20 protein-coding genes and 1 CRISPR repeat array are annotated in these 26,991 nt (G+C 64.5%); of the genes, 17 read left to right on the top strand and 3 right to left on the bottom strand.

The window, feature by feature from the left end; all coding sequences use genetic code 11:
• Window positions 1-101: 101 nt before the first annotated feature.
• The 14 genes from DESPIG_RS00160 to DESPIG_RS00095 all read left to right on the top strand — a co-directional run bounded on the left by DESPIG_RS00160 (window position 102) and on the right by DESPIG_RS00095 (window position 15,134).
• Window positions 102-1,454: an alanine/glycine:cation symporter family protein gene (locus tag DESPIG_RS00160; RefSeq protein WP_006003543.1), complete on the top strand. Its 1,353-nt coding sequence runs from the start codon at window positions 102-104 to the stop codon at window positions 1,452-1,454.
• A 766-nt stretch (window positions 1,455-2,220) separates the two neighbouring features.
• Window positions 2,221-3,309 (top strand): sulfite exporter TauE/SafE family protein, encoded by a 1,089-nt coding sequence (locus tag DESPIG_RS00155; protein WP_006003535.1) that lies wholly within the window; start codon window positions 2,221-2,223, stop codon window positions 3,307-3,309.
• Window positions 3,310-3,336: 27 nt separating this feature from the next.
• A complete protein-coding gene (locus DESPIG_RS00150; protein WP_006003533.1) occupies window positions 3,337-3,756 on the top strand; it encodes a hypothetical protein in 420 nt (139 codons plus the stop codon).
• 43 nt (window positions 3,757-3,799) lie between these two features.
• Window positions 3,800-5,521 carry a sensor histidine kinase gene (locus tag DESPIG_RS14445; protein ID WP_006003531.1) on the top strand — a complete coding sequence of 574 codons (1,722 nt, stop codon included), beginning with the start codon at window positions 3,800-3,802 and terminating at the stop codon, window positions 5,519-5,521.
• 1 nt (window position 5,522) lies between these two features.
• Window positions 5,523-5,933 carry a response regulator gene (locus DESPIG_RS00140; RefSeq protein ID WP_006003530.1) on the top strand — a complete coding sequence of 137 codons (411 nt, stop codon included), beginning with the start codon at window positions 5,523-5,525 and terminating at the stop codon, window positions 5,931-5,933.
• Window position 5,934: 1 nt separating this feature from the next.
• Window positions 5,935-6,591 carry a sensor histidine kinase gene (locus tag DESPIG_RS00135; protein WP_006003528.1) on the top strand — a complete coding sequence of 219 codons (657 nt, stop codon included), beginning with the start codon at window positions 5,935-5,937 and terminating at the stop codon, window positions 6,589-6,591.
• Between the two features lie 41 nt (window positions 6,592-6,632).
• Window positions 6,633-7,106: a response regulator gene (locus tag DESPIG_RS00130; protein ID WP_006003526.1), complete on the top strand. Its 474-nt coding sequence runs from the start codon at window positions 6,633-6,635 to the stop codon at window positions 7,104-7,106.
• Between the two features lie 104 nt (window positions 7,107-7,210).
• Window positions 7,211-8,353, top strand: a complete 1,143-nt coding sequence (locus DESPIG_RS00125) for a sensor histidine kinase (RefSeq protein ID WP_006003524.1) — start codon at window positions 7,211-7,213, stop codon at window positions 8,351-8,353.
• A 405-nt stretch (window positions 8,354-8,758) separates the two neighbouring features.
• A complete protein-coding gene (der, locus tag DESPIG_RS00120) occupies window positions 8,759-10,114 on the top strand; it encodes a ribosome biogenesis GTPase Der (protein ID WP_040368902.1) in 1,356 nt (451 codons plus the stop codon).
• A 167-nt stretch (window positions 10,115-10,281) separates the two neighbouring features.
• On the top strand, window positions 10,282-11,412 hold the full coding sequence (locus tag DESPIG_RS00115) for a branched-chain amino acid ABC transporter substrate-binding protein (protein ID WP_040368901.1): 1,131 nt from the start codon (window positions 10,282-10,284) through the stop codon (window positions 11,410-11,412).
• Between the two features lie 89 nt (window positions 11,413-11,501).
• Complete coding sequence (locus DESPIG_RS00110) at window positions 11,502-12,410, top strand: ABC transporter permease subunit (RefSeq protein ID WP_006003511.1); 909 nt, start codon at window positions 11,502-11,504, stop codon at window positions 12,408-12,410.
• Between the two features lie 9 nt (window positions 12,411-12,419).
• The gene (locus DESPIG_RS00105) at window positions 12,420-13,652 is read left to right on the top strand and encodes an ABC transporter permease subunit (RefSeq protein WP_040368947.1); all 1,233 of its coding nucleotides are present in this window, start codon (window positions 12,420-12,422) and stop codon (window positions 13,650-13,652) included.
• On the top strand, window positions 13,649-14,437 hold the full coding sequence (locus DESPIG_RS00100) for an ABC transporter ATP-binding protein (RefSeq protein WP_006003508.1): 789 nt from the start codon (window positions 13,649-13,651) through the stop codon (window positions 14,435-14,437). The genes DESPIG_RS00105 and DESPIG_RS00100 overlap by 4 nt, the downstream gene beginning before the upstream one ends.
• Complete coding sequence (locus DESPIG_RS00095) at window positions 14,430-15,134, top strand: ABC transporter ATP-binding protein (RefSeq protein ID WP_006003506.1); 705 nt, start codon at window positions 14,430-14,432, stop codon at window positions 15,132-15,134. The genes DESPIG_RS00100 and DESPIG_RS00095 overlap by 8 nt, the downstream gene beginning before the upstream one ends.
• Before the next feature lie 171 nt (window positions 15,135-15,305).
• Window positions 15,306-16,920: direct repeats of the CRISPR family, unit length 29 nt; unit sequence GTATTCCCCACACGCGTGGGGATGAACCG.
• 152 nt (window positions 16,921-17,072) lie between these two features.
• On the opposite strand, the gene DESPIG_RS00090 is transcribed toward DESPIG_RS00095, so the two are convergent.
• Window positions 17,073-18,158 carry a glycosyltransferase family protein gene (locus DESPIG_RS00090; protein WP_006003493.1) on the bottom strand — a complete coding sequence of 362 codons (1,086 nt, stop codon included), beginning with the start codon at window positions 18,156-18,158 and terminating at the stop codon, window positions 17,073-17,075.
• A 139-nt stretch (window positions 18,159-18,297) separates the two neighbouring features.
• Here DESPIG_RS00090 and DESPIG_RS00085 point away from each other — a divergent pair, with 139 nt between their 5' ends.
• The 3 genes from DESPIG_RS00085 to DESPIG_RS00075 all read left to right on the top strand — a co-directional run bounded on the left by DESPIG_RS00085 (window position 18,298) and on the right by DESPIG_RS00075 (window position 24,193).
• Window positions 18,298-19,569 (top strand): metallophosphoesterase family protein, encoded by a 1,272-nt coding sequence (locus tag DESPIG_RS00085; protein WP_006003491.1) that lies wholly within the window; start codon window positions 18,298-18,300, stop codon window positions 19,567-19,569.
• Window positions 19,569-23,519 (top strand): AAA family ATPase, encoded by a 3,951-nt coding sequence (locus DESPIG_RS14440; RefSeq protein ID WP_006003488.1) that lies wholly within the window; start codon window positions 19,569-19,571, stop codon window positions 23,517-23,519. The genes DESPIG_RS00085 and DESPIG_RS14440 overlap by 1 nt, the downstream gene beginning before the upstream one ends.
• A gap of 293 nt (window positions 23,520-23,812) precedes the next feature.
• Window positions 23,813-24,193 (top strand): GtrA family protein, encoded by a 381-nt coding sequence (locus DESPIG_RS00075; RefSeq protein WP_006003486.1) that lies wholly within the window; start codon window positions 23,813-23,815, stop codon window positions 24,191-24,193.
• Between the two features lie 98 nt (window positions 24,194-24,291).
• Here DESPIG_RS00075 and DESPIG_RS00070 read toward each other — a convergent pair whose 3' ends face one another.
• Together DESPIG_RS00070 and DESPIG_RS00065 are read right to left on the bottom strand one after the other, a co-directional pair.
• On the bottom strand, window positions 24,292-25,284 hold the full coding sequence (locus DESPIG_RS00070; protein WP_006003484.1) for a glycosyltransferase family 2 protein: 993 nt from the start codon (window positions 25,282-25,284) through the stop codon (window positions 24,292-24,294).
• On the bottom strand, window positions 25,274-26,962 hold the full coding sequence (locus DESPIG_RS00065; RefSeq protein ID WP_006003482.1) for a hypothetical protein: 1,689 nt from the start codon (window positions 26,960-26,962) through the stop codon (window positions 25,274-25,276). Before DESPIG_RS00065 ends, DESPIG_RS00070 begins: the two co-directional genes overlap by 11 nt.
• Window positions 26,963-26,991 lie beyond the last annotated feature (29 nt).

Here is a 26,991-nt window from a genome sequence, read left to right as displayed (position 1 = left end):
AATTTTATAGCATGGTTTAATATTTGTAAACAACGGCGTATTCAGTTTAATGCGAAGACGCCGGGAGGCACGCGGCTGCGGCCTCTTTTCCGGGAGGGAACATGCTGGATTTCTTGAACATGGTTTCTGGGTATGTCTGGGGATGGCCATTGATGATCCTTCTGGTCGGCACGGGCCTGTGGCTGACCTTTTCCCTGCGAGCCCTGCAGTTCAGTCATCTGATCCACGCATTCACCCTCATCGTCCGCAAGACCCCCGACAGGAAGGCCCAGGGCGACATCTCCAACTTCGAGGCTCTGATGGTGGCCCTTTCGGCCACCGTGGGCACCGGCAATATCGCCGGTGTGGCCACGGCCATCTACATCGGTGGTCCCGGTGCCCTGTTCTGGATGTGGATGACCGGCCTCGTGGGCATGGCCACCAAGTACGCCGAGGCCGTGCTGGCCGTGAAATATCGCGTGCAGAACGAGAACGGCACCTTCAGCGGCGGCCCCATGTACTACATCTCGCGCGGGCTGGGCTGGAAATGGCTGGCGACCCTGTTCGCCTTCTTCGCGGCCATCGCCACCTTCGGCATCGGCAGCATGGTGCAGTCCAATTCCGTGGCTGACGCCCTCAACCACAGCTTTTCCATCGCTCCCGGCATCACCGGTATCGTGCTCATGGGCCTGACCGCCGCCGTCATCATCGGCGGTGTGCGCAGCATCGGCCGCGTGACCGCCCTGCTGGTGCCCGTTATGATCGCCCTCTACGTGCTGGGCGCGCTGGCGGTCATCCTCATGCACATTACCGAGATCCCCGGCGTCCTGGCCATGGTCGTGTCCAGCGCCTTCCAGCCTGTGGCGGCCACCGGCGGCTTTGCCGGTGCCACGGTGATGATGGCCATCCGTCTGGGCGTGGCCCGCGGCCTGTTCTCCAACGAGTCCGGCCTGGGTTCCGCCCCCATCGCCGCCGCGGCCGCCCGCACCAGCCAGCCCGTGGTGCAGGCGCTCATCTCCATGACCCAGACCTTCATCGACACCCTGGTGGTCTGTTCCATGACCGGTCTGGTCATCCTCGTCACCGGCGTCTGGACGTCCGGCAAGAACGGCGCCCCCCTCACCTCCTATGCCTTCGAGACGGGCCTGCCCGGCGAACTGGGCGGCCTTATCGTGACCATCGGTATCATCCTCTTCGCCTACTCCACCATCCTCGGCTGGAGCTACTACGGCGAGAAGGCCATCGAATACCTGCTGGGCAACAAGGCCATCATCCCCTACCGCTGGGCCTTCATCATCTCCGTGGGCCTGGGGGCCTCCATGAAGCTGGATCTGGTCTGGACCCTGTCCGACATCTTCAACGCCCTCATGGCCTTCCCCAACCTCATAGGCCTCATCATGCTGACCCCGGTGGTCAAGACCGAGACACTGGCCTACCTGCGTTCCCTCAAGAAGGAACCGGCCTCCGAAGGATAGACTCCGAAGCAGGAGATCCCCCCTCCTCCTGCCTGCTCCATCACACAGCGGCATCCGTCATATCCTGCCGCTGCCCGCCTTCTGACCGGAAAGCCCCTGCCCTGCGGGGGCTTTCTTACGTCCTGCGTCCGGCAAAGCCTCCTCAGGTGCGCCGTGCAGTGCCCCAGGACAAGGCAATTGCCGCCGGCTTTCTGCGCTCCCAGCCCTGACGGCCTCTCCCCTGCCCGGCCCTGCTGCCCGCGGCCCGGAACAGCGCAGACCGCACGCCCTGTCCGCTGCCGGCAAGCTGTCCTTGTTTTGCAGGGACAGCTTGGGGCGGCACATGCCTGTGTCCTCCGCAGGCCTGCCGCCTGCATTTCGGGAGATCGTCCCCATCTGTGGCCGCATTCCAGCCTCCGGGCCCTCTTTTCCCTGTCCGCCATGTCCTTCAGGGCCCCGTGTCCCCTGCGGCCCGTGTCCCTCTCCGGGGATCCCGGAGCAGGCCTCGGGAAAAAGCGGCCCTGCCCCGCCTCTATGGGGAGATTTCCCCATGTCCGCTCTTCCTCCTGAGAGGTTTTCCTGGCCGTATACGGGGATGGGGAGCGTTTTTGTGAAGAAAATAACGAATAAAAGCAGTCATCTGCACCGTATCTTCCGGCCACGGGCCGCTGATGGAGCCAATTTCAGGATTCTCCTGATACCGGCCGCCCCTCCGTGCGCGTAGGGTAAGGCCATCAAAAGGAATGCATGTGGGGCATCGCCCCACCAGACAGTAAAGGGGGATCACATGGCGCGCAACGCACTTGCAACGACGGCCCGTGCCGTCAAAGCCGCTGCCGGGCAGTGGCTCGTTCTGTTTTTCCTGACCTTCGTCCTGGCCTGTCCGGCCATCAGCATGGCGGCCGATGCCGCCGCTACGGCTCCTGCCGCCCAGACGAGCGTCGTCACCGTGGCCGATGCCCAGGATACGGCCGTGACGCCTTCGCCGGTAGCCGCCACCACGGGCGACGTGCAGACCGCCCAGGTCGTGGACAACCATCCCTGGTGGTTCTGGCCTGTGGCGCTGCTCTTCTTCTGCTTCATCCTCGGCATCATCGCCGTCATGGCCGGTGTGGGCGGCGGCGTGCTCTTCGTGCCGCTGGTCTCGGGTTTCTTCCCCTTCCATCTGGACTTCGTCCGCGGCGCGGGCCTGCTGGTGGCCCTGGCCGGTGCCCTGGCTGCCGGTCCCGGTCTGCTGCGCCGTAACTTCGCCAACCTGCGTCTGGCCCTGCCCGTGGCCCTCATCGCCTCGGCCTGCTCCATCGTGGGCGCCATGCTGGGTCTGGCCCTGCCCACCGACATCATCCAGACCTGCCTTGGCGTGACCATCCTGGGCATCGCCGTGCTGCTCTTCTTCTCCAAGAACTCCGTGCGTCCCGTGGTCAACAAGCAGGACGCCGTGGGCCTGGCCCTGGGCATGAACGGCGTGTTCCTCGAACCCAGCACCGGAGAAGTGGTGGACTGGAAGACCCATCGCACCCTGGCCGGTCTGCTGCTGTTCATCGTCATCGGCATCATGGCCGGCATGTTCGGCCTGGGCGCCGGCTGGGCCAACGTGCCCGTGCTCAACCTGCTCATGGGCGTGCCGCTGAAGGTCAGCGTGGGTACCTCCAAGTTCCTGCTCTCCATCACCGATACTTCCGCCGCCTGGGTCTACCTGAACCAGGGCTGCGTGATCCCGCTGATGGCCATCCCGTCCATCGTGGGCCTGATGCTCGGTTCCGTGGTGGGTGTGCGCCTGCTGGCCAAGGCCAAGCCCAAGTTCATCCGTATCATGGTCATCGCCGTGCTGTTTTTCTCTGGCGCCAAGGCGCTGCTGAAGGGCCTGGGCTGGTAAGCCACCGGGCATGAAGGAGACAGAAAAATGAACAAGAATGACATCCAGGCTTCGCCCGCGCAATTGCGCTATGCCGATACTCTGTTCTATGGTTCCCTCATCGGTTTCGTGATCATGCTCATCACCTACATCCTGTACGTGACGGGCATCCTCACCCCGCAGATCCCCCTGGACGACCTGCCGCGCCTGTGGACCGGCAGCGCCGCCGATTACCGTGCCGCCGGCAGCATCCCGCAGGGCTGGGGCTGGCTGGCCCTCATCGGCAAGGGCGACATCTGCAACTTTGTGGGCATCATCATCCTGGCGGGCCTGACCATCGTCTGCTTCGCCCAGCTGGCGCTTTCCCTGGCGCGTCGCAAGCAGTGGCTGCTGTGCGTCATCGCCATCCTCGAAGTGCTGGTGCTTGTGCTGGCCGCCTCCGGCATCCTGGTGGGCGGCGGGCATTAGGCCGACGGATCACAGGCCGCGCCGTTCCTGCGCGGGAGGTCGCATGTTTTCTGCAATCAAAGCGTATTTCGGGCATCTGCTGGAAGTGCCGGACGCCGTATCACCAGCGCGTTACCGCTCACTGCGGCGCATCATGACCATCCTGATGGTCACGGTGTCGGTGACGCCGCTGCTGATCCTCACCGGCATCAACCACGCCCAGTACATGAGCACCCTGGAACGGGAGATGGAGAACCCGCTCTACGCCATGGTGCGCAAATCGCAGGCCTCGATGGAGCTTTTCCTCGGCGAACGGGCCTCCACCGTCAGTCTGATCGCCCATGCCTACAGCTTTGACGACCTGACCAACGAGCAGACCCTCAACCGCGTCTTCCTGGCGCTCAAGAGCGAGTTCCAGGGCTTCGTGGACATGGGCCTGGTGGATGTGAACGGACGGCAGGTGGCCTATGTGGGCCCCTACAAGCTCAAGGACGCCGACTACGCCGGACAGCCCTGGCTCAGCGAGGCCCAGGTCAAGGGCCGCTACATCAGCGACGTCTTCCTGGGACTGCGCGGCTTCCCGCACATGGTCATCGCCGTGCACCGCATGGAAGAGAGCGGCCGGGAATGGACCCTGCGCGTGACCATCGACACCTCCCGGCTGGAACGCCTGGTGGCGGCCGTGGGCCTGATGCAGGATACCGACGCCTTCCTCTGTGACAGCCGGGGCGTGCTCCAGACCAACTCCCGTTTCTACGGCAAGGTGCTGGACAAGCTGCCCCTGACCCTGCCGCCCCAGTCCTTCGAGACCACGGTGCGGCCCTGGAAGGACGACAGCGGCCAGGATCTCATGGTGGCCTATACCAGCCTGGCGGGCACGGACTTCATGCTCCTGGCCGTCAAGCCCACCCTGGACATCTACAAACCCTGGACGGCCCTGCGCAGCGAACTGCTGCTGGTCTTCTGCGGCGGCATCGCCATCATCGTGCTGGTCTCGCACCTGCTGATGAAGCACCTGGTGGGGCGCCTGCAGGCCAGCGACGAACGCCGCGTGGCGGTCTTCGCCCAGATGGAACACAACCAGAAGCTCTCCTCCATCGGCCGGCTGGCAGCCGGGGTGGCCCACGAGGTCAACAACCCCCTGGCCGTCATCAACGAAAAGGCGGGCCTTGGCCTCGACCTGCTGCACATGAGCGGCAACTTCGAGCGCAAGGAACGGCTCATCAGCCTGCTGGAGGCCATCGAGAGCACCGTGGAACGCGCCCGCGGCATCACCCACCGTCTGCTGGGCTTTGCCCGGCGCATGGAGGCCAACCGCCAGGAACTGAGCGTGCCCGAAGTGCTGACCGAGACCATGGGCTTTCTGGAACGCGGCGCCAAGAACCGCGGCGTGACCATCGGCACGGACTTTGCCGAAGGTCTGCCGGACATCGTGTCCGACCGCGGCCAGCTGCAGCAGGTCTTCCTCAACATCATGGGCAACGCCCTGGATGCGGTGCCCGACGGCGGCAAGGTGGACATCGCCTGCAGCCAGACGGCCGACGGCGGCCTGCTGGTGCGCGTCACCGACAACGGCAAGGGGATGAGCCCGGAAGTGATCAAGCACATCTTCGAGCCCTTCTATTCCACCAAGAAGGAGAAGGGCAACGGTCTGGGCATGTTTATCACCTACGGTATCGTGCGCCGTCTCGGCGGCGAGATCACCGTGGACAGCACCGAAGGCAAGGGCACGACGGTCAGCATCACGCTGCCGCTTACACCGCCGGAACGTCCTGTGGAGGCTTGAGATGGCACTGCGTGTATTGTTGGCCGATGACGAGAAGGAATTCGTGGAGACCCTGGCCGAGCGTCTGGATCTGCGCGGTATCGAGGTACGGGTGGCCCTGGACGGCAAGACGGCCCTGACCACCCTGGACGAGATGGCGGCCGCGGAGGCCCTGCCCGACGTGATGGTGGTGGACCTGCTCATGCCCGGCATGACCGGGGACGCCGTCCTGCAGCAGGTGCGCCAGAAATACCCCGGCCTGCCGGTCATCGTGCTCACGGGGCATGACTCCGTGGACGATTCCGGCGACAGCCCCGTGGCCAGTGCCTTCGCCTGCCTGACCAAGCCGCTGAGCCTGGGCATGTTCCTGGAAACGCTGGAAGCCGCGGCCCGTTCCGGCGGCAAAAGCACCGATCCGGCCAGGGGGGCGTAGCATGACCGATTCGCAATGCATGGGACGTCTGCTGGCCTCGGCCACCCACGACATGCGCAATGTGCTGGCCGTGATCCGCGAATCCGCCGGTCTGGCGCAGGACATGGTGCAGCTGGCCGCCGGAGCGGACAAGTCCGCCGACCCGCGCGTCATCAAGGCCCTGAAGGAAGCCCAGCAGCAGATCCTGCGGGGCGCGGCCCTGGCCGAGTGCATGGAGTACCTGGCCCAGGTCAGCCACAGCGAGAACGAGAACGCGCCCTGCGACCTGGCGCGTGTGGCCAGTACCTTCTGCCTCATGGCGGCCCGTCGGGCCCGCGCGGTGCAGATGGTGCTGGAATGTGCCGACAGCGAAGAACCCGTGTGGTCCGCCGTGCCCGCCCTGGCGGTGCTGCGTGCCCTGCTGGACATCTTCGACCTGTGCGCCTCCGTGGGCGGGCAGGTGAAGCTCCGCTTTTCCGCCGGTCGCCAGAACAAGGTGGAAGGCATCATCATCGAAGTCTGCGACGGCGCCAATCGCGACATGGCCCTGGCGGCCCTCACGGGCAGCCCCCTGCTCAACGCCCGGCCCCGGCCCGGCTGGCAGGCCCTGCTGATGCCCTGGCGCGATCCGGCACAACGCTTTTTCCTCTCCATTTCCGCCTGCGGGAGTGAAGACTAGAACGACATTTTTCCCGGCATCACCGGGTGAAGGAGAATGGCATGAGCAAGGAAGAGATCAAGATTCTGCTGGTAGACGACGAAAAACAGTTTGTGGACACGCTTGCCGAGCGCCTTGCCATGCGCGGTTTTTCAGCGCGCGTGGCCTATGACGGCCCGCAGGCCCTCAAAGCCGTTGAAGAGCCCACCGACGTCATCGTCCTGGACCTGCGCATGCCCGGCATGGACGGTTTCGAAGTGCTGCGCAGCGTCAAGAAAAGCAACCCCCAGGTGCAGGTCATCATCCTGACCGGTCACGGCGGTGATGCCGAAGAACAGACGGCCTACCGCATGGGCGCCTACAACTTCCTCAAGAAACCCATGGACATCGACGAGCTGCTGAACAGCATCCGCATGGCCTACCGCGACAAGGTGGAAAACGCCATGGTGGCTGTCAGCCTGGCCGAAGGCGGCGACTTTGATGCCGCCCAGGATGTCCTCAACGAAAAAGACCTCCTGGCCGAGCACAAGCTTTAGGCCGCCATTGCCCCTGTCCGGCGGGGCTGCCGCCGGACAGGAAAGATCCCGCACGCTCCGGGCGTGCATCATGTTGACGCATTGTCGCAAGGGGGAAAGACGTCATGCGTGTACTCATCGTCGACGACGAACAGGCATTTGCCGAACCGCTGGCACAGCGCCTGGAGCTGCGCGGTATCGAGGCTGCCGTGGCCGGCGATGCGGAAACGGCCCTGGGCATGCTCTCCCGGCAGGAATGGGATCTGGTCTTCCTGGATGTCTGCCTGCCGGGCATGGACGGCGTCTCCCTGCTCAAGCTTTTGCAGGAACATGAACCCCGCCCCGATGTGGTCATGCTCTCCGGCGCCACGGAGATGAGCCAGGCGGTCAAGGCCATGCGGCGCGGCGCGCTCAACTGGCTGGCCAAGCCCGTCTCGCTGGACGCGGTGCTGGAAGAATGCCGCAAGGCCCGGGAGCGGGCCGAATCCCGGCGTCAGGCCCGGCGCCTGGCCGAAGAGGCCCGCCTGCGCAGTCTGGGCCGCATCGCCGAAGGCGTGGCCCACGAAGTCAACAACCCCCTGAACATCATCGTCCAGGCCGCGGGCCTCATGGGCGACAGCCTGGACAGCCCCGAGGCCGAGGCCCTGCCCGACATCGAGGACCTGCGCGAGTCCCTCAAGGCCATCGTGACCCAGAGCATGCGCGTGCGCGAGATCACCCGCAAGTTGCTCATGGCCGGTGTGGGCCTGGATCCCCGCAGCGCGCCCATGGACGTGCAGGCCGTGGTCTCCCGTGTCCTGACCCTGCTGCAGGGCCGCATGGACAGCCTCAAGGTGACCTGCCGGCTGCACTTCCCACCGGAATGGGGCGAGGATGCGCCCCGCCCCCTGGGCTCCGCGCTGGAGCTGGAACAGATCTGCCTGCATCTGGTGGAGAACGCCCTGGACGCCATGCCTGAGGGCGGCACGCTGGACATCGGCGCCCGGCTGCTGCCCGCCGATGACGACGGCACCACCTGGTACGAGCTTTCGGTGGCCGACAGCGGCACCGGCATCGCCGACGACATCATGCCCCATATTTTCGAGCCCTTCTTCACCACCCACCGCCAGGCGGGCCGGGCCGCGGGCCTGGGCCTTTCCGTGGCCACGGGCCTTGCCCACGGTCGCGGCGGACAGATCACGGCGGCCAACCGTCCCGAAGGCGGGGCCCTGTTCCGTCTGCTGCTGCCCCTGCCCGTCAGCGAGAGCCGGAGCGAGGGCAACGATTGAGGCCTCCCGCACCGCATTTTTCCCAAAGGCCCCCTCTCCGGGCCACGGCCGCTCCGGCGGCCCTAGCGATCAGCCACACCCACATAGTCCCTGCAGGCCCTTCGGACCGGCAGGGACTGTTTTTTTGCGACCGACCGGGCCGCGTTCGTCCTCTTTCCACTGTCCTAGAAAAAAGTCTTTTATTTTACCATGTTGCCCATCTCTTTCCGGATGGTCCCAACAAATTCGCCCGCAAGGCATTTTTTTCTTTTCAAACGGCCTCAAGGATGCTACACAAGCGCAGCGTGTGGCGCTCACCCCGCTTTGAGGGGCCTTTTTTCCATCCTGTTTCTCCGTGCGCCATGCCCGCCGCCCCGTACGGCCACATTTCCGCAACAACGGCCTGTCATGGCCGAAGGGAGACCCATGTCCTCATTACCCTGCATCGTTCTGGTGGGACGTCCCAACGTGGGCAAGTCCACTCTGTTCAACCGCCTGATCCGCAGCAACCGCGCCATCACCCATGACCGTCCCGGCGTGACCCGTGACCGCATGGAAGGCGTGGTCCGCCGCAAGGGCCATCCTGATTTCGGCATCGTGGATACCGGCGGCATCACCCTGGATGCCCATGCCATGGTCACCGAAGGCCCCGAAGGCATCCGCGGCTTCGAGTCCGACATCCTGCGTCAGGCCGAAGCGGCCATGAAGGACGCCTGTGCCGTGGCCTTCGTGGTGGACGGCCGTGACGGCCTGCTGCCCCTGGACGAATATCTGGCGGCCCACATCCGCCGCATGGGCCTGCCCACCCTTTGCGTGGTCAACAAGGTGGACGGTCTGGAAAAGGAAGACGAGCTGCTGGCCGAGTTCCACAGCCTGGGCTTCCCCCTGCTGCCGGTCTCGGCCGAGCACGGGCACAACATCCGCGCCCTCACCGAAGAACTGGCCGACCTGCTGCCCGATGATTACGAGGCCGAACACGAGCCCCCGGCCCTGCGTCTGGCCATGCTGGGCCGCCCCAACGCGGGCAAGTCCTCCATGATCAACGCCCTGGCCGGTGAAGAGCGCATGATCGTCTCCGACGTGGCCGGCACCACCCGTGACAGCGTGGACGTGCGTTTCGAACGCGACGGCCAGGATTACGTTTTCGTGGATACCGCCGGGGTGCGCCGCCGTACCAAGATCACGGACATCGTGGAAAAGTATTCCGTCAACGCGGCCCTCAAATCCACCACCAAGGCCGACGTGACCCTGCTGACCCTGGACGCCACCGAGGGCGTGAGCCAGCAGGACAAGCGCCTCATGGACCTGCTGGATACCCGCAAGATCCCCTTCATGGTGCTGGTCAACAAGTGCGACCTGGTGCCCGCCGGCCAGCTCAAGCAGCTGCTGCAGAACGTGAGCGAGATGCTGGCCTTCTGCAAGCACGTGCCCATCCTCACGGTCTCGGCCCTCAAGGGCACGGGCCTGAACAAGATCCTGCCCATGGCCCGCAAGATCCATGAGGAGTGCGCCATCCGCGTGCCCACCGGCCAGCTCAACCGGGCCATGGAAGAAGTGCTGACCCGCCACCAGCCCCCGGTGGTCAAGCGCGTGCGCGCCAAGTTCTTCTATCTGACCCAGGCCGAGTCCCAGCCGCCGACCTTCGTCTTTTTCGTCAGTGACGCCGACCGCGTGCCGGAAAGCTATGCCCGCTATCTGGAACGCGCCCTGCGCCGCATCTTCGGCATCACGCATGCGCCCATGCGCCTGCACTTGCGTTCCAGCCACAAGAAATCACAGTAGATATGTGGCCGTGCGGAGGGGATGGATTTGTGTGTCCATCCGGCAAACCGCATTGACAGGAATCAGATAAAGATGCAATAGAAAGGGCTTATACTGCCGCAAGGTAGACGTCGCTTTGCTGTTGTGCGACGCCCGGCAGTGCATGGAGTCTCTCAAGGAGGGAGAAAATGAAAAAGTGCATGACCTGGCTCATGGCCGCGCTGTGCAGCGTTGCCGTTGCGGCTCCTGCCATGGCCGCCGACACCATCAAAATCGGCGTGCAGGGCGCCCATTCCGGCGACCTGGCCTCGTACGGCGTCCCCAGCCTCAATGCCGCCAAGATCGTCATTGAAGAAGCCAACGCCAAGGGCGGCGTGCTGGGCAAAAAGATCGAACTGGTGGCCCAGGACGACCAGTGCAAGCCCGAACTGGCCACCAACGCCGCGACCAAGCTGATCTCCGACAAGGTCGTGGCCATCATGGGCCCCATCTGCTCCGGCGCCACCAACGCCTCCCTGCCCATGTATGAAAGCGCCAACATCATCAGCATCTCTCCCACGGCCACCACGCCTGCCCTGACCCTGGAAGGCAAGCACCCCCTGTTCCTGCGCACCGTGGCCAACGACAATGCCCAGGCCCAGCTGACCAGCAGCTACATCATCGAAGTGCTGAAGGCCAAGAAGGTCGCCTACCTGCATGACAACGGCGAATACGGCAAGGGCTTTGCCCAGCAGAACCGCGGCATCCTCGAAAAGGCCGGCGTCGAGACCGTCCTGTTCGAAGCCGTGACCCCCGACGCCGTGGACTTCTCCGCCGTGGTGCGCAAGCTGCGTCGCGCCAAGGCCGACGTCCTGGTCTTCGGCGGCTACCAGAACACCGCCTCCAAGCTGGTGCAGCAGATGCGCCGCGACCGCGTCAAGACCCCCCTCATCGGTCCTGACGGCGTGAAGGACGAGACCTTCCTCAAGATGACCGGCAAGGACAGCGAAGGCGTCATGGCCTCCTATCCCAAGGATACCAGTACCCTGGCCATGTACAAGCACGCCCGCGAAGCCCACGTCAAGCAGTTCGGCAGCGAGCCCGGCTTTGGTTACTACAACGCCTATGCCGCCACCCAGGCCCTCATCAAGGCCATCGAAGTGGCCGGCAGCACCGAGACCGACAAGATCATGGCCGCTCTGAAGAGCACCGAAGTGGACACCCCTCTGGGCAAGATGTCCTTCAACAAGGCCGGTGACGCCACCGGTCTGGGCCTGTCCGTCTACGTGGTGAAGGACGGCAAGTTCGTCGAAAGCGACCACAGCATCACTCTGCATTAATAGGATACTATGGCGCACGGGCGCGGAGGCATGGCCTCCGCGCCCTCTTGCCCGCTTGCGCCCGGGTAAACCGCAGCCCCTGTAACGGCATGGACTTCCAGTACTTTATCGAACTTTTCTTCGGCGGCCTCACACGCGGCAGCATCTATGCCCTCATCGCCCTGGGCTATACGCTGGTGTACGGCATCATCGAACTGATCAACTTCGCACACGGCGAGATCTACATGCTGGGCGCCTTCACGGCCCTGCTGGTGGCCGGTGTGCTAGGCATCGTCGGTTTCCCCGCCGGAGGCATCCTCATCGTTGCGGCCCTCGCGGCCGTGGTCTGGAGCGCGGCCTACGGCTATACTCTGGAAAAGGTGGCCTACAAACCCCTGCGCGGCGCCCCGCGTCTGTCGCCCCTCATCTCGGCCATCGGCATGTCCATCTTCCTACAGAACTATGTGCTGCTGGCGCAGACCTCTGACTATGTCCCCTTCCCCCGCCTGCTGCCGGATATGGAATTTCTGGATTACCTGGGCAACATCATGGGCCCCAGTGATTTCCTGATCCTCGTCACCAGCACGCTGGCCATGGTCTCCCTGAGCCTGTTCATCCGCTATACCCGCATGGGCAAGGCCATGCGCGCCACCGCGCAGAACCGCAAGATGGCCCTGCTGCTGGGCATCAACGCCGACCGCATCATCTCGCTCACCTTCATCGTCGGCTCGGCCCTGGCGGCCCTGGGCGGCGTGCTCATCGCCTCCCACATGGGACAGGTCAACTTCGGCATCGGCTTCCTGGCCGGCCTCAAGGCCTTCACGGCCGCGGTGCTCGGCGGCATCGGTTCCATCCCCGGTGCCATGGTGGGCGGTCTCGTGCTGGGTATCGCCGAGAGCATGACCACCGGCTACCTGTCGGGCAACTATGAGGATGCCCTGGCCTTTGCCCTGCTCATCCTCATCCTCATCTTCCGTCCCGACGGCATCCTCGGCAAAGCGAAAGTGCAGAAGGTGTAGCCAATCATGATGCAATATCTTACAAAAGCCCTTTTGGCTGCCTGTTGGTTCATGCTCCTGACCTTCCCGGTCATGGGCATCAAACTCAACAGCGTCGACCAGACCGTGGAATGGCAGTTCGACAGGGTCATCCTGCTGGGCGTGGCCATCTTCTTCCTTTCCATGCTCTGGAACTGGTGTTTCAGCCGCAAGGCCCGCGGCATCCCGCTGATCCGCCTGCCTGAAGGCCTGGGCAAGGGCCTGCACAGCCTGGTCACCCTGCCCAGCCGCAATACCACCACCCGCCTGACCAGCCTCGGCCTGCTGCTGGCCGTCATGATCGCCATGCCTCTGGTGAGCTCCTTCTACCAGACCAACATCATGATCTCGGCCATGCTCTACGTCATCCTGGCCCTGGGCCTGAACATCGCCGTGGGCATCGCCGGCCAGCTGGTGCTGGGCTACGTGGCCTTCTACGCCGTGGGCGCCTATTCCTACGCCCTGCTCAACCAGGCGTTCGGCCTGGGCTTCTGGGCCTGCCTGCCCGTGGGCGGCTTCATGGCCATCGTGTTCGGTCTGGCCCTGGGCTTCCCCGTGCTGCGCCTGCGCGGTGACTATCTGGCCATCGTGACCCTGGGCTTCGGCGAGATCGTGCGCCTGGTGCTGCTCAACTGGACCAGCCTCACCGGCGGTTCCGGCGGTATCAAGAACATCCCCGGCCCCTCCTTCTTCGGCCAGGAGCTGGAGATCGCCGCCAACACCATCTTCATCTATTATCTGGTGCTGCTGGCCGTGATCCTGACCATCATCGTCATCAGCCGCCTCAAGAACTCCCGTGTGGGCCTTGCCCTGCAGGCCCTGCGCGAAGACGAGATCGCCTGTGAGGCCATGGGCATCGACCTGGCCCGCGTCAAGCTCTCGGCCTTTGCCCTGAGCTCCTGCTGGGCCGGTTTCGCCGGCGTCATCTTCGCGGCCAAGACCACCTTCATCAACCCCGCCAGCTTCACCTTTATGGAATCGGCCATGATCCTGTCCATGGTGGTGCTGGGCGGCATGGGCTCCATCGTGGGCGTGGTCATTGCCGCCACCATCCTCATCCTGGCTCCCGAATACCTGCGTGCCTTCTCCGAGTACCGCATGCTGCTCTTCGGCGCCATCATGGTCATCATGATGATCTTCCGGCCCCAGGGCCTCGTCACCGGTGAGCGCCGCCGCTACCGCATCACTGCCCTGCAGGGCGGCAACAAAGGAGAACGCGCATGAAACCCGTCCTTGAAGTCAAGGGCCTGACGCGTGACTTCGGCGGTCTGCGCGCCCTCAACGAGCTGGACCTGACCGTCAACGAAGGCGAGATCGTGGCCCTCATCGGCCCCAACGGCGCCGGCAAGACCACCTTCTTCAACTGCGTCACCGGCATCTACAAGCCCACGGAAGGCACCGTGCACCTGTACGGCGCCAACGGCGAGAAGCATCTGCTCAACGGGCGCAAGCCCCACCTCATCACGGCGCTGGGCATGGCCCGCACCTTCCAGAACATCCGTCTGTTCAGTGACATGACCGTGCTGGAAAACGTGATGATCGGCCGCCACTGCCGCACCAAGGCCGGCATCTGGGGCGCGCTGACCCGCAACCCCGCCACCCGCCGTGAAGAGCAGGAATCCATCGACATCTCCTACAGCCTGCTGGAGACCGTGCACCTGCAGGACCTGTGGAACGAAAAGGCCTGCAACCTGGCCTACGGTGCCCAGCGCCGTCTGGAGATCGCCCGCGCCCTGGCCACCGAGCCCCGCATGCTGCTGCTGGACGAACCCGCCGCCGGCATGAACCCGCAGGAGACCAACGAGCTCAAGGATCTGGTGCTCCAGATCCGCGCGGACCGGGATCTTTCCATCCTGCTCATCGAGCACGACATGGGCATGGTCATGTCCCTGTCCGACCGCATCTATGTCATGGAATACGGTTCGCGCATCGCTGCCGGCACTCCCGCGGAAGTGCGCAGCAACCCGCGCGTCATTCAGGCCTATCTGGGAGAAAGCGAAGATGCTTGAAGTCAAGGGCATTGATACCTATTACGGCAACATCCAGGCCCTGCGCGACGTTTCCCTGCGCGTGGATGACGGCGAGATCGTGACCCTCATCGGTGCCAACGGCGCCGGCAAGTCCACCACGCTCATGACCATCTGCGGCATCAACCGGCCGCGCAAGGGCGAGATCCTCTGGAACGGCGAGCCCATCCACGAGCTGCCTCCGCACGAGATCGTGCGCCTGGGCATCTCGCAGGTGCCCGAAGGCCGCCTCATCTTCCCCGACCTGAGCGTGCGCGAGAACCTCGACCTGGGCGCCTTCCTGCGTAACGACGTGCAGGGCATCAAGGAAGACATGGACTATGTGTTCGACCTCTTCCCCATCCTGGCCCAGCGCCGCAAGCAGACCGGCGGCACCCTGTCCGGCGGCGAACAGCAGATGCTGGCCATCAGCCGCGCCCTCATGGCCCGGCCCAAGCTGCTCCTGCTGGACGAACCCTCGCTGGGTCTTGCGCCCATCATCATCCAGCAGATCTTCCAGATCATCCAGCGCGTCAACGCCAACGGCACCACGGTCTTCCTGGTGGAGCAGAACGCCAACCAGGCCCTGCGCATCGCCCACCGCGGCTATGTGATGGAGAACGGCCGCATCGTCACCAGCGACAGCGCCGAGAACCTGCTCAAGAGCGAGGACGTGCGTTCCGCCTATCTGGGCATGTAACATCAAGAGAGCGTGACTGCCCTGCCGGGCAGTGTTTTACGAGGGGAAGGAGCCGCTTTACAAAGCTCCTTCCCCTTTTTATCGTCATCGGAGCAGGCTTGCAGCACGCATGGCTCGGTAGCACGCTGGAGCTCTGCCAACAGTCTGTTATTTCTTGCATCTTCCTGAAGAGTATTCCCCACACGCGTGGGGATGAACCGGTCACGTCGCATCCCACGGAGCCCAACGGATTGTATTCCCCACACGCGTGGGGATGAACCGACAATATCCTCGTCTTACCTGACGAAAAGGCCGTATTCCCCACACGCGTGGGGATGAACCGAATGCACGTGACCCTGTTAGCGTCACGGCGAAGTATTCCCCACACGCGTGGGGATGAACCGGTTTTATGCGGCATGGATGACTGCGCTTGTGGGTATTCCCCACACGCGTGGGGATGAACCGCTCCGCTTTTTCCATCTGGCGCCCGGCAGCGAGTATTCCCCACACGCGTGGGGATGAACCGTTGCCGCCCCAGCCGCCGAACAGGCCGCCGCCGTATTCCCCACACGCGTGGGGATGAACCGAGAGAAGGGGGGGAGGGGGAAATGAGGCTTGCGTATTCCCCACACGCGTGGGGATGAACCGGACGCTTTGGAGGTCGGCATACTTACGTCGTCGTATTCCCCACACGCGTGGGGATGAACCGGTTCGGCCACTGTAGACAAAGACCTCGTGCGCGTATTCCCCACACGCGTGGGGATGAACCGTCCTTTGTGGCAAATTCCGGCGTTGAGGTCAAGTATTCCCCACACGCGTGGGGATGAACCGCTGGACCTCCAGTTCCGCGACGGCTGCCAACAGTATTCCCCACACGCGTGGGGATGAACCGTTTTCTGCCTGTTCGAGGGTCATAATACGGTTGTATTCCCCACACGCGTGGGGATGAACCGCGGGAAAGGCCAGCTTGCCGGAGTCCTTGGCAGTATTCCCCACACGCGTGGGGATGAACCGCTTAATACCAGCATTACGGATAGCATCGGCAAGTATTCCCCACACGCGTGGGGATGAACCGTATGCAGAAAAGATCAAAGGTATCATCGCTAGGTATTCCCCACACGCGTGGGGATGAACCGGCGGTATAGCTGGAAGACACCACAAATCGCAGGTATTCCCCACACGCGTGGGGATGAACCGTCACGACGCTTTTTCCCCGCCATATGTCCTGCGTATTCCCCACACGCGTGGGGATGAACCGGAAAGCACACTGCCGGCCGCTCGCGGCACGATGTATTCCCCACACGCGTGGGGATGAACCGTCAGCACCATAACTGCCCGCCTTGATTCCCTGGTATTCCCCACACGCGTGGGGATGAACCGTCGTGCGCTTTTTTGGGCATGATGCTTTTAAGGTATTCCCCACACGCGTGGGGATGAACCTGTTGCTCAGAATGGAACGCGAGCTCGCAGTGCGTATTCCCCACACGCGTGGGGATGAACCGGGTATGAGGAAAGCCGCGGATAAAGCCGACGAGTATTCCCCACACGCGTGGGGATGAACCGGGGGGCTGTGATGGCAAAATTCGTCTCCGAGCGTATTCCCCACACGCGTGGGGATGAACCGGAACTCTCGGACAGCACATGCGCGGAGACATGGTATTCCCCACACGCGTGGGGATGAACCGTCGTGCGCTTTTTTGGGCATGATGCTTTTAAGGTATTCCCCACACGCGTGGGGATGAACCGCGGTAGCTCTCGTACATGGCTTCGCAGGCAGCGTATTCCCCACAGGCGTGGGGATGAGCCGATGTACGCCAGCGCATAGTACGGTGGCAGCGTGTATTCCCCACATGCGTGGGGCTCTCCATGCAAAAAAGCCTCTTTCCGCATATACGGAAGAGGCTTTTCTACTATCATGGAAACAGGGACGAACCCTGCCGCGATGTGGCGTTTTATCTTTTACTCCACCACCTTCGGCGTGCCCGAGACGGGCAGGGTGCCGGTGCGGATGAAGGTATCCACCAGACCGAAGACCAGATCATTGCCGCAGAAATGCCCGCGCGCGATGGAGGCCCGGAACTCGGGCAGGCGCTCCTCGAAGCGGCGCAGCAAGGCGGGCTCCAGGGTCATCATGTCGGCCTGCATGCCGTAGTTCAAACGTTCGAGGTACAGGGCATTGAAGCACTGTTCCACCATGGCCTTGAGCGGCAGGCTCAGGATGGGTTTGCCCAGGTGCAGGGCTTCGGTCATCAGGGTGTGGCCGCCGCCCTGGATGACGTAGGAACAGCCTTCCAGCAGCTTGAGGAAGCCCTCTTCGCTCTTCTTCATGAAGATGACGTTGCCTTCGCGCCCTTCCGTCCGGTCATAGCCGAAGACGTAACAGGGCCGGTCCGTGGCCTGCAGCAAAAAGTCCACCAGTTTGCGGTGCGTGGAATTGCTTTGGTAGACCACCACATGGCCGTCGTCACGGGGATTGAGACGCAGCACGCTCTCGCGCAGGATGGGCGGCACTACGCGGGCATGGTAGCGGGGCTGCACCGGCGGCGCGTAGAAGGAGACCAGCAAGTTCTGTTCCGTGGGCCGGAACAGATAGCGGGGCGTGATGCCCTGCAGCAGGTGATCCCACCACATGCGCGGCGGCAGCCAGCCATGGCGACAGCAGGTGATGACGTGCTGATGGTCGAGGGTCAGGCAGTGCAGCCCTGCCTTTTCGGCCGCACGCGGCACGAAGTATTCCAGGTCCGTCATGCAGACGTCGGGCTTGAACTGGTCGATAAGGCGCAGCACCTCATCCACATAGCGCCGGCGGTGCCAGAGCAGCGGGATGGCCTTGCGCACCGTGGCGCCCACATCCACCTGATAGTTGCGGAACACCGTGCCCAGATTGGGGATGCGGTGCACCCGGAATTCGGGTTCCAGTATCTTGGGGGCATCGTCATTGGCCACGAACAGAAATTCGTGTGCGCCCAGACGGCGGGCGATGGTCAGCCCGCGCATGGCATGGCCATGCCCTGTCCCGTGGATGCCGTAAAGGATTCGCGCCATTCTTTCCCCCTGTGGTATAAACGCTAGTCATACCAACGGGCTTTGACAGCGTCAACCGCACACGTTTCCACGCGCGCAACTTGTCCTGCTGCCGGAAAAAACATATCTCTGCCGGAGGAGCCCACGCCAAGGACATGCCATGAACAGCCTCCGATACATCCACGCCGCCGACCTGCATCTAGACACCCCCTTTCTGGGCCTGAGCCGCACCGATGCCGGGGAGGCCCTGCAAGCGCAGCTGCGCGACGCCACCTTCACGGCCCTGCAACGCCTGTTCGACCTGTGCGAACGCCTGCGGCCGGACTTCCTCGTCCTGGCCGGGGACATCTACAATCAGGAAGAGCACAGCGTCAAAGCCCAGCTGGCCCTGCGCGACGGCTGCCTGCGCCTGCAGGCCTGCGGCATCCCCGTCTTCTGGGCCCACGGCAACCATGACCCGCTGGACTCGCGGCTGAAGACCGTGGACTGGCCCGACAACGTGACCATCTTCGGCCCGGAGCCCGAGCAGCATGTGCTGTGCAGGGACGGGGCCCCTCTGGCCGTGATCCACGGCATCAGCCATGCCCGTATCAGGGAGGCCCGCAATCTGGCCCTCCTTTTCCACCGCCAGCCGGACGCAGCCTGCTTCCAGCTGGGCGTGCTGCATTGCAGCGTGGAAGGCAGCCCCTCGCAGGACAGGTACGCCCCCTGCTCGCTGGACGACCTGCGCGCCGCCGGTCTGGATGCCTGGGCCCTGGGCCATGTGCATGAACACCGCATCCTGGCGCGCAGTCCTTTCATCGCCTATCCCGGCAACACCCAGGGGCTCCATATCAATGAGGGCGGCCCGCGCGGCTGCCTGCTGGTCACTGCGGAAGCCTGTGACGGCACTTTTTCCTGTCGGGAAGAATTCCTGCCGCTGGGGCCGGTGCAATGGCAGCGTCTGGTCATCGGTCTGGACGCTGTGGAACAGCTCGATGCCGTGGAAGACAGGCTGCTGGAGGCCCTGACCACGGCCACGGAGGCCGCTGACGCCTCCTGCACGCTCATGGTCGTGCGCCTCTGCCTGCAGGGACGTACGCCGCTGGACAGCCTGCTGCGCCGCCCGGAGACCTGCCGCGATCTGCGGGAACGCCTGCACCAGGCCTCTTTGCCCCTGCCCGTCCATATCAAGGATCTGAGTGTGGAGACGGCCCCCGCTGTGGACATGGCCGCCTGCCTGCAACGGCAGGATCTGCTGGGCGAGGCCCTGCGTCTGGCGGAAGGCCTCGAACGGCAGCCCGACGCGCTGGCCGCCTTTGCCGAAGAAGAGCTGGCGCCCCTGTTCCGGCACTGCCCCGCCGGGATGCTGGCCATGCCGGAAGGGGAGGAGCTCCAGCGCCTGCTGGACGAAGCCCGTTCTCTTTGTCTGGACATGCTGGAGGAAAAGTGATGCGCCTCCTGTCCTTCCACGCAGACGGCTTCGGCATCCTTGCCCAGACGGGCGCCGAGGACCTCGGCCCGGGCATCAACATCTTTCTGGGCGACAACGAGGCCGGCAAATCCACCTGTCTGGCCTTCCTGCGGGCCATGCTCACCGGCTACCCCTCCGGGCGCAAAGAACGGCAGGCCGGCCAGCCTTTGCGCGGCGGCCAGGCCGGGGGCAGTCTGACGCTGGAAAACGGTCCCCACGGCCTGCTGCACCTGCATCGCCGCCCCGGCCCGGGCAGCGGTCGCCTGCAGCTCACCGGCCCTGACGGGACCCCTGTGCCGGAAAACCTGCTGGAGCAGCTCTTCCGGGGCATCGACCGCCAGGTCTATCGCAATGTTTTCGGTTTCAGTCTGGGGGAATTGCAGTGTTTCGAGAGCCTGGACGACGAGGCCATACGCCATGCCCTCTACGGGGCCAGCTTCGGCACGGGCCTGCGTTCCCCGGCCGATGTGTTGCGCGCCCTGCAACAGCAGGCCGATGCCGTCTATCGTCCGCAAGGCCGCAAGCTGCCCCTCAACGTCCAGACGGGCGTCTGGCAGGAGCTGCGGGTCCGTATCCGCCAGGCCGATGCCCAGAGCAGCCGCTACGATGCCTTGTGCGCCCAGTGGCAGCAGCGCAGACAGGAGCTGGAAAACCTCCGCCACCGCAAGACGGAGCTGGAGACCAGCCTGCGCCGGACGGAACGGCGTCTTTCCGTCTGGGAGCAGTGGCGGGAATGGCATCTGCTGGGGATGCAGCTGGAGCGCCTTTCCGGCCTGCCGCAGGATTTTCCGCCGCAGGGGCGTGAGCGTCTGGCCCGCCTGCGGGAACGGGAGGAGGAGCGCCGGCGTGCCGTACAGGCCCTGCGCGAGCAATGCGCCCGGACGCGCGACCAGCTCCGGGAGCTCTGTCCGGATCAGGCCCTTGCGGCGGCCCTGCCCCGCTTGCGTGCCCTGACGGAACAAAGCTCCACCTACCGGCAGGCCCTGACCGACCTGCCGCTGGCGCGTCTGCGCAAGGAACAGCTCTCCCGCCGCCTGCAGGAAGAGCTCTCCCGTCTGGGACCTGACTGGGATTGCGCCCGCATCCGGGCCACGGACCGTTCGGTCTTCGGCCGGGAGGAACTGGAACGGCAGGCCGCCGCGCTGGCGACCTGTACGACGGCCCTGCGGATGGCCCGCCAGCGGGAAGACGAAGCCGCCGCCGCGCTGGCCCAGGCCGAGGAGACCCATCAGGGACACCAGCAACGTCTGGAGGCCCTGCCCGACCGCCGGCCGCCCCTGGACAGCGGACAGCAGCGCCACCTGCAACGCCTTCTGGAAAACTGGCAGGAAAAACAGGACGATCTCCCCCGCTGGCAACGGCGGCAGCAACGGGCCCGGGAAGCCTTTTGCCGTGCCTGCGCTCCCCTGCATCTGGAGGAAAACGACCTTGCCGGGCCGGAGCGCCTGCTCCGCCACAGGGACGAAGCGCTGTCCCTTGCCTCCCGCCTTGGGCATCTGGAAGAACGCCTGCGCAGCCTGCGGGAGCAGCAGGGCCACACACGGCAGGAGCAAGAAAAGCTGCAACAGCGCGAGAGGGCGCTTGTCCAGGCCATCGACCACCATCCGGCCCCGGAGCAGGAAACACTGGAACGTTTTGCCGCTGCCGTGCGGCATTGCCGTACGCTCCGGGCCGGGATCGCCGCCGAGACTGTCCGACAGGAAAGCCTGACACAGCAGGCACGACAGCTGGCACACCCCCTGACAGGCGGCAGCCTGCCCCTGATCTGCATGGGTATCGTGCTCCTGCTCCCCGGCCTGGCCCTCCTGCTGGCCGGACAGTGGGCCCCGGACCTGATCCCCTGGCCCGAGCTGGCCTCCTCGCCCTGGGCAGGCAGGCTGGCAACGCTCTGCGGGCTCGCCCTGCTGGCAGGCGGCATGCCCAGGGCCGGGAAGGCGGAACATCGCCGACGGGAAGAGGCTGAACGCGTCCGCCAGCTGCTGGAAGAAAGCTCCGGCCGCCTGCGGGCACAGCAGCACCGCCTTGCCCATCTGCCTTTGACGCGCAGCACGACCAATGACATCCCCGATGCCGACGAGCTGGAAGCCCGTCTGGAAAAGCAGCAGGGCTTGCGCCGCCAACTGGATCAGCTCCTGCAGGAGCACGACAGGCTGCGTCAGGAACTGAGGAGCGTCAGACAAACACTGGCTCGACTGGCCACGCAGGAGCAGGAACTCCTTGCCGCCGTACAGGAAGAGGAAAAACGCTGGCAGGCCATACTGCCCGCAGCCACCGCCACCGCTTTTGCCCCGGCAGCGGCAGGGCTCCTTTTCGAACGGGCAGCCACCGCCGCCACACTGGCGGAGGCCCTGCGCACGGCCGAGGACGATGCCGGACATGCGGCCTCTTCGCTGCAGCAGACGGAACAGGACGTGCGGGAACTGCTGGCCCTGCTCCCCTCCGATGCTGCCTGTCCCGGTTTGCCGGAGGCTGTCCGCCGGGGACTTGCCCTCTGCCGGGAGGCGGAAGAGGCCCGCGCCCGGCATCAGCAGGCCGCTGCCGAGGTCGCGACCAGTGCCGGGTTGCTGGAACGTTGCCGCAAGGTGCTGGAGGACAGCCGCTGCCACACGCAGGAAGCGGCCCGCCAACTGGAGACGGCCCGGACCGCCTGGATCGCAAGCCTGCATTCTCTGGGCCTGCCGGAAGACCTGGAGCCGGGGACCGTCCATGCCGCCCTGGATGGCATGGAATCCTGCCTGCGCCTTGAAGAAGAGCTGCAGCAGGAGGGTTCGCGCCTGCAACGCCTGCATGACGAGGTGGAGGCCCTGCGCGCCCCTCTGGCGGCCCTGCTGGAAGAGCTGGGGCGGCCCGTCCTACCGCAGGATGCCGACTGGCTCCGGCAGCTGGAGATGCTGTGCGAAGCTGCGGAGGACGCCCGTCAGCGTGCCGCGGAGCAGGCCCGCCTGCGCCGATCGCTGGACCAGCAGGAAACTGCCTGCCGCCATGCGGAAAGCGAGCTCGATGGCATCCGGGCCGATCTGGTCGCCCTGCTGCGTCAGGGAGAGGCCCGGGACGACAGGGACTTTTTGCAAACTGCGGCCCTGCTGGAAGAACGGCGCCAGACGGAACAGCGGCGCCAGCTGCTGGAGGACAGCCTGCGTCTGATGGCCGGGGCCCAGCCTCTGGAGGCCTTTTTGTCTTCCTTCCGCGAAGAAGCCCGGGAGGAAGAAGAACAGGCCCGCGACGAACAGCAGCGCTTGCTGGAGGCACTGCGGCAGGAAGAAGATGCTCTGGCGGAAGACGTCGCTGCCCTGGGCGTGCGCGTGGAAGCCATGCAGCAGGACGGGACCCTGGCCGAGCTGTTGCAGCAGGAAGCCGACCAGCGGGAGGAACTGCAGCGGCAGGCCCATGCCTGGTGCCGCCTCCGTCTGGCCCATGCCCTGCTCCACAGGGCCAAGCTGGCTTTTGAGAAGGAGCGCCAGCCCCGTGTCATCCGCCGTGCCGCGGCCATCTTCCGGGACATCACCGCAGGCGCCTGGCAGGACGTGGGCGCCGTCGTGGGCGATTCCAGCCTGCGGGTCATGCCGCCGCAGGGCGAGCCCGTCAGCCCGGAACAGCTGAGCCGGGGCACGCAGGAGCAGCTCTATCTGGCCCTGCGCCTGGCCTACATCCAGGATCACGCGGCGCAGGCCAGCCCCCTGCCCGTCATCATGGACGATGTACTGGTGGACTTCGATCCCGGCCGGGCACGCCGCACGGCCCGCATCCTGGGGGATCTCAGCCTGGGGAAGTACGGCCCCCGGCAGCAGCTGCTCTTCTTCACCTGCCATCCCCACACGGCGGCCCTGCTGCGGGAGATACAGCCAGATGCTCCCCTCTTCCTGCTGGACAAGGGACAGATCCGCCCTGCCGGAGCGGAGGGGGCGAACGAAGAGCCCGCACGTCCCTGAGGCACTGCCGTCCCCAAGCCACGCAACCCGGGAGGCCCCGGTGCCGGGAGCACCGGAGGGAGGAACATCCCGGCAGGGACGTCCCTTCCCCGCCACTCCGGTCATCGTGCGGCTTGCAGTACCGTTGAGCGGGCTGTTTTAGGCCGGTGCCCTGCCTAGCCGCTGCGTGCCCGTGCCCTGCGGCGCCGATACCCTAGGCCAGCCTGCTCCCTGATCGCCCGCTGCCTGTCCGGCTTGCGCCCCGGCGAGGAACAGGATAAGTCAGGGCAGCCCTCAATCCCAAAGGAGCCCTTATGTCCCTTGCCAGCCGTGGCGCGGAATTCTTCCGCTTCTGCATCGTGGGCGGCCTGACCTTTCTGGTGGACTACGGCCTGCTGTTCCTGCTGACCAGCGTGCTGGACGTCCACTATCTCTGGTCGTCCGCCTGGGCCTTCATCGTGGCCGTCATCGTCAATTATTACCTCTGCGTGTTCTTCGTCTTCCATCAGGCGGCACGCAGCTTTGCCCGGCAGGTGGTCTTCGTGGGGTCGAGCCTGGCCGGTCTGGGCATCAACCAGGTCTGTATGTGGCTGCTGGTGGACAAGCTGGCCCTGCACTACATGCTGGCCAAGGTGGTGGCCACAGGCGTGGTCATGATCTGGAACTACATCATGAAGCGCAAGGCCCTGAGCTAGCACGAGCGCCCTGTCTTGCAGCCGTTCCCTTGCCTTTTCCAGCGCTGCCGCACCAACCAAAAAAGCCGGGCTCCTGCCCGGCTTTTTTTCATCCATATCTATTCGGTCCCGGCCTGTTCCCGCCGGGGGGCATCGCTACCCTGCCGCAACAGCAGCGACAACATATTGAGCTGGATCTCGAAGGCCTGCCGGGCTCGCTTGCGCTGGCAGTCCAGGATCAGACCGGAAACAACGCTCAGCAAAGCCGCCAGCATGCAGAAGCCGGACACGATCAGGGACGGGAAGCGGGGCACGAGCCCGCTGGACATGTATTCCCCCAGCACGGGCAGGAACAGCCCCAGGGAAAGCAGGGCCAGCAGACAGGCCACCGACCAGAAGACCAGCAACGGCCGGTAATCCTTGAACAGGACGGCGATGGTCTTCAGGACGCGGAAGCCGTCCCGGAACGTATTCAGCTTGGAAAAACTGCCTTCCGGCCTGTCACGGTACTGGATGGGCATGGACGCGATGCGGAAATTGTTGGCCAAGGAAAAGATGGTCATCTCCGTCTCGATCTCGAAGCCCTGCGAAAGGATGGGGAAGGATTTGACGAACAGGGGCGACATGGCCCGCATGCCCGTCATGACGTCCTCGATCTGCCGACCGCGCTTCCAGAACATGTTGATGCAACGGCGCACCAGCATGTTGCCGCTGTTGTGGAACGGGCGTTTGTTCTCCGTGAAATAGGTGGAGGAAAGGCGGTCACCGATGACCATGTCCGCGCGGCCTTCCAGCACGGGCGCGCACAGGGCCGCCGCCTGCGAAGCCGGATAGGTATCGTCCCCGTCTACCATCAGATAGCAGTCCGCCTCGATGTCACGGAACATGGTCCGCACCACGTTGCCCTTGCCCTGACGGGGCTCGGGACGCACGATGGCACCGGCCTCACGGGCCAGACGGGCTGTTTCGTCGGTGGAATTGTTGTCGTACACATAGATGTCGGCATCCGGCAGGGCCTGCCGGTAATCCCTGACCACGTTCCCGATGGTCAGCGCCTCGTTATAGCAGGGGATCAGGACCGCGATCCTGTTGCTTTTTTTTTCAGTCTGCATGTCCACTCCTCGTGGCCTGTGCACCGCCGTCCGCAGATACCGGCGAACGCCGCAGCAACAGCCAGTCTTCATTCTCAAAAAGCAGGGAGCCGTAACGCAGCAACTGTGCTTTGTGCTCCACATGGCGCGTCAGCAGCAACGCAGCCTGCTCCGTGCGCCAGATGTCCATGTAGCCGCCGGCATCGTCCGCCATGCACTGCTGCATGGCCAGCCAGCGCCGGGCCAGGACAGGATCGCCCGCATAATAGATGACGTTCCCGTCCTTGTGCACGGGAAGCAGGGGCATGCGGGCCGCAAAACGTACGGCCATACAATCGCCGTCAGTGAAAACGATCTCTTCCGGTCCCGCCTGCGCACGCAGGGCCCGCAGGGCGTCCTGCAATCTCAGGGAGCGCACCTTGAGCTGCCGGGCCTCCGCCGTATCCAACCAGCTCATGCCGGTCATGTCCGCCAGGGCATGCCGGGCCGCCACCACCTGTTTGCCCTGCCCCAGCGACAGCAAAACAACAGCCAGCAGGACGACGAAGCCCCGGCGCAGCAAGGGAGCGATGCCCTGCCAGTACAGGGACAAAAGGCAGGTCAGCAGCAGCCAGGAAAGCGGCACCAGGAAGCGTGTGCCCCGCAGGATCTCCTGGCTCATGTTCTGCCGCCCAAGATGGCGGGCCAGCCACATCTCCAGGGCACAAAGCACACAGCCGCCCGCGATGCCCAGCACCATGCCGGGCATGAGGCGCAGCAGGGTACGCACCGGCCCGGCCAGCTGCTGCCGCTTTTTGAACAGCACCACCGCCGACACAGCCGCCGCAGGGAAGAGCGGGACCGGGAAGATATAATAGCGCACTATGTCCGCAAGGCTCTGCCAGACATCATGCCAGTCCTTGCTGTAACGCAGGGCGCGCACCTCGGCAAAAAGGCCGCCATATTCGACAGGCGGCGCCGGAGTATCCGCAAGGAAGACCCTCAGGTATATAGCAACGGGGATCGCGAAGCTCAACAGGTTCAGCAGGCTCAGGCCCGCGTGGCGCCATGGCCTCCTGCCCTGCCAGAGCAAAAAGAAAGCCATGAAGAACATGGCCCCGCCCATGAGGGCACTGACCGTATGTACCAGCATGGCACAGCCTGAAAGCAGCATGACCACGGGCTGCAGCAAGGGGCGTTTGACCGCCGCACAGGCCAGCAGCAACAGGAAGGGCCAGAGATCGGCGTAAAAGATGCGCGGCACCGGATCCGAACGCATGCTGCCCCAGAAGGTGCCGAACGCCCAGTGCACGGCGATGCCCATTAAGATCGAGAGCAGGACCGCCAGAGACGGACTGCGGAACAGGCAACGCCCCAGGATGTAATAGGCGAGGAAGTGCAAAAAGACGCCCAGCGAGCCCACACGCAGCATGTCCACCGCGGCGTTGTCTCCACCCGGGAACAGGCCCGCCAGGTCCGTCAGCAGGTTGGGCACGCCCGGATCCCGCGGAAAATACGATGCCACCGGGTCAAGGGCAAAGGCCGCGGGGTATTCGGCGGCCTCCATGATCTGGGCATAATTCTGCAGGTCGCTGTCCATGCCGATGCCCTGGGGATTGAGCTCCAGCGTCCCCTGCAGGGCACACCAGCAGAACAGCGCGGCCAGCAGGATCATAGCCAGGTCCGTGAGCCGGTATTTGCCACATTCGATATCTTTCATAGGCGCAGCCGTCCCTTGCTAAATGCCAT

This window comes from Desulfovibrio piger ATCC 29098, from assembly GCF_000156375.1.
GTDB lineage: Bacteria > Desulfobacterota > Desulfovibrionia > Desulfovibrionales > Desulfovibrionaceae > Desulfovibrio > Desulfovibrio piger.
This window is presented reverse-complemented; position numbering and strand designations above follow the sequence as displayed.